The sequence below is a fragment of the Pseudomonadota bacterium genome, assembly GCA_030859565.1.
GTDB lineage: Bacteria > Pseudomonadota > Gammaproteobacteria > JACCXJ01 > JACCXJ01 > USCg-Taylor.
In genome coordinates this window covers 1-3,697 of sequence record JALZJW010000238.1, presented here as the reverse complement: position 1 = coordinate 3,697, position 3,697 = coordinate 1, and the positions used below count along the sequence as shown (strand labels likewise).

The following is a 3,697-nucleotide window of genomic DNA, read 5'->3' as shown; positions in this document are numbered from 1 at the left end:
TCCCGTGAACCGAGCAACACTTCTCATCAGAGCACTCACCGGTGGATCAGTGGGATTCGTTGTAGCAGTACTTGTGGCGGCGCTCCTCGAAGCATTTAGAAGACACCGCGCCGCACCGGACAACGCCTTCGATCTTCTCACTCCTCTCGCCGCGATTTTCACACCGCAAGCCGTGAACGAGTGGCTCATGCTTGCCGGCATCGCAATCTTCGGCCTGCTTATCGGCCTGACCGCCGCCGCTACCGCGGCCGCGCGATCCCCGAAAGATTAAGCTGCCTTCGCTTTGGTGCTTGCTGTTTTGCAACCGATATAGATCTAATCAAGTAGATTGCAGTAAGTTCCAACTAACAAATATAAACGAAATCAAATACTTTAAATATGTTACCTATGAGAGAGAATTAGTATACATTGTCGCTGCGGGGGGCCCAGGCTTTGGCGCGCGAGATCGAACGTAAATTCTTGGTTAAAAACGACGCTTGGCGGCAGCACGCCGCCGAATCCGCACGCATGCGTCAAGGTTACTTGAACAAGAACGGACCTGGTTCGATACGCGTGCGCGTCGCGGGGGACCAGGCCGCCCTGAACATAAAAAGCGCGACACTGGGTGTGTCGCGCACGGAATTCGAGTATGCGATCCCCTTGAGCGACGCGGAACACATCTTAGAATTCCTGTGCCTCAAACCGCTGATCGAAAAGACACGTTATAAAATCGAGTATGCCGGTCACCTGTGGGAAATCGATGTCTTCGAGGGAGACAACGCGGGCCTCGTGATCGCGGAAATCGAGTTGGAAGCTGCCGAAGAACCGTTCGATCTGCCCGATTGGGCCGGCGCCGAGGTCTCCCACGACCCGCGCTATTATAACGTGTGCTTAGTGTCCCGCCCTTACAAGAACTGGTAGCTTGACGATTGGCGCGCGGGCTCCCGTGTTCCGCCCGCAGGCGGGGCTCAGGAGACGGCTTCGACGGCGGATGAAATGCCTTTAGCCGAGCGGCCGACGCAAACATAGTTGAATCCTATGGCCTTCATCCGCTCGGGCTCATAAACATTGCGCAGATCGCAAAACACCCTTCCTTTCATGCGCGCCAAAACATCGTCGAGATCCAGCCCACGGTAGGCGTTCCATTCCGTCAGCAGCACGACGGCGTCGGCCTGCTCAAAGGTCTCATACACGCTGCCGTAGTAGGTAATGGAATCGGGCAAATGTTTTTTCGCCTCCGCCGTGCCATGCGGATCGTGCGCGCGTACCATGGCCCCTTTCTCGATGAGCGCGGGTAAAATGGATAAGGCGGGAGCATCTCGCATGTCGTCCGTCTCCGGCTTAAAGGTCAGCCCGAGAACTGCGATGGTCTTGCCCGCCTCGCTGCCGCCCAGCGCATCGCGGATCTTCTTAATCATGCGCGCCTTCTGCGCGGCGTTGACCTCGATGACCGCCTCCACAATGCGGCTCGATACGCCTTGCTCTTGGGCGATCCTGACCAAGGCTTGCGTATCCTTTGGGAAACAAGAACCGCCATAACCTGGGCCGGGGTGCAAAAATTTGCGCCCGATCCGATTATCGAGCCCCATTCCCTTGGCCACGGCATGGACATCGGCGCCGACGGCTTCGCATAGCATCGACATTTCATTGATAAAGCTGATCTTGGTCGCGAGAAAGGCGTTGGAGGCGTATTTAATCAGCTCGGCGCTTTCTAAATCGGTCTTAACGATCGGGGTTTCGATCAAGTTCAACGGACGATAAAGCTCGCGCAGCAACGCTTCCCCGCGCGCGCTCTCCACGCCGATGACAATACGGTCGGGACGCATGAAATCCGAGATTGCCGCGCCCTCTCTTAAAAATTCCGGGTTTGACGCAACATCGAAATCAGCCGCCGGATTCTCTTCTCGAATAATACGCGCGACATTGCGCGCCGTGCCGACCGGGACCGTGGATTTATCCACGACTACCGTGTATCCCTTCAAATACCGCGCGATCGTTCTTGCTGCCTCGTAGACGTAGCTTAAATCCGCGAAGCCATCCCCATGCCGGGATGGTGTCCCCACTGCTATAAATACCAGATCGGCAATGCCAATCGGATCCACGAACTTTGCCGTAAACCGCAGCCGCTGCTGTGCGGCATTTTTATCCACGAGCTCTTTGAGACCAGGTTCATAAATGGGGATTTCGCCCCGCTGCAAACGCGAGATCTTATCCTCATCGACATCGATACAGGTGACGTTCGCCCCAAATTCCGCCAGACACGCTCCTGACACCAAGCCCACGTAACCGCTGCCGACCATAACCACATTCATCCTGATGATCTCCTTATAGGCGCCACAAGGTAATGCTTTCCGGGCATTCACTCCTCGGCAGGACGGCTTTCACGTCGATGACCACGCCCGCGCCGTCTCTCAGCAACGGGATAATCCGCTGCCACCCTTGCGCAAGATATTCGCGATGCGGTACGGCAAGCACGACCGCCTCCGCGGGTTGGAGCCGCGCTTCGCTCAGCAATTCGATACCATATTCCTTTTTTGCCTCTTCAGGGTCGGCTAAGGGATCGTGCACTTGTACCTTGACTGAATAATCCATCAGCTCCTTGGCGATATCGATCACGCGGGTATTGCGTAGATCGGGCACGTTCTCTTTGAATGACAAACCCAGGATCGTGACCGTGCTTCCCTTCACACTGTGTCCGCGGTGAATGAGTTGCTTTATGATCTGGTTGGCGACATAATCACCCATGTCATCGTTGATTTTGCGTCCGGCCAAGATGACCTGAGGAATGTAGCCCAGCACTTGGGCTTGATGGGTGAGATAATACGGATCGACGCCGATACAGTGCCCGCCGACGAGGCCCGGGTCAAAGCGTAAAAAGTTCCATTTGCTGCCCGCGGCGGCCAGGACATCGCGCGTGTCAATTTCCATTTTGTTGAAGATAAGCGCCAGCTCGTTCATGAGCGAGATATTCAGATCGCGTTGTGTATTTTCTATCACCTTCGCGGCTTCCGCGACTTTAATCGATGGCGCTCGATGCACACCGGCCACCACCACCGAGCTATAGACTTCGGCTACGATATTCAATGTTTTCGCATCCTGCCCCGAGACGATTTTGGTTATCGACTTGAATGTGTGTTCCTTATCCCCGGGGTTAATTCGCTCCGGCGAGTAACCCACGAAAAAATCAACCCCGCTTTTTAGCTTGGACTCTCGTTCGAGGACGGGGACACACTCTTCTTCCGTCGCACCGGGGTAAACGGTGGATTCGTAGACCACGATGTCGCCGCGCTTCAACTGTGATCCGATGATCTCCGATGCGCCGATCAAGGCGCCTAAATCAGGCCGTTTCGCCCGATCGATTGGCGTGGGCACGGCGATGATATGAAAATCGGCAGTGTTTAGATCACCAGGATCCGAGGTATACAGGACGTCCGCTTCCGCCAGATCAGGCGGCTCGACCTCATGCGTCCTGTCGGTTTGTTGTTTAAGCTCGGCAATGCGCACTCGATTGATATCGAAGCCCACCACGCGTTGCCGCTTGCCGAATTCCACGGCGACAGGCAAGCCGACGTACCCCAATCCGATAACGGAAATTTTTCTACCGTGTTTCATGGTTTCTAGAATAGCCTTTATACCAGCTTACAAACTTTGCGATCCCCACATCGATCGGCGTCGACGGCCGGTACCCAACATCCCGCTCGAGCTCGGTAATATCCGC

The 3,697-nt window shown here is 55.4% G+C and carries 4 protein-coding genes; 2 read left to right on the top strand and 2 right to left on the bottom strand.

The window, feature by feature from the left end; translation table 11 throughout:
- The coding region (locus M3436_20030; GenBank protein ID MDQ3566264.1) for a hypothetical protein at window positions 1-271 on the top strand (271 nt) is incomplete at its 5' end.
- A 161-nt stretch (window positions 272-432) separates the two neighbouring features.
- Window positions 433-900, top strand: a complete 468-nt coding sequence (locus M3436_20025; protein MDQ3566263.1) for a CYTH domain-containing protein — start codon at window positions 433-435, stop codon at window positions 898-900.
- Window positions 901-947: 47 nt separating this feature from the next.
- Here the strand turns inward: M3436_20025 and M3436_20020 are convergent, their stop codons facing one another.
- Together M3436_20020 and M3436_20015 are read right to left on the bottom strand one after the other, a co-directional pair.
- Window positions 948-2,291, bottom strand: a complete 1,344-nt coding sequence (locus tag M3436_20020; GenBank protein ID MDQ3566262.1) for a UDP-glucose/GDP-mannose dehydrogenase family protein — start codon at window positions 2,289-2,291, stop codon at window positions 948-950.
- A 13-nt stretch (window positions 2,292-2,304) separates the two neighbouring features.
- Window positions 2,305-3,591, bottom strand: coding sequence for a nucleotide sugar dehydrogenase (locus M3436_20015; protein ID MDQ3566261.1), 1,287 nt, complete (start codon window positions 3,589-3,591; stop codon window positions 2,305-2,307).
- Window positions 3,592-3,697 lie beyond the last annotated feature (106 nt).

Coding starts and splice junctions, on each gene's coding strand:
- M3436_20020 (MDQ3566262.1), bottom strand. CDS start 2,291: ATGAATGTGGTTATGGTCGGCAGCGGTTACGTGGGCTTGGTGTCAGGA.
- M3436_20015 (MDQ3566261.1), bottom strand. CDS start 3,591: ATGAAACACGGTAGAAAAATTTCCGTTATCGGATTGGGGTACGTCGGC.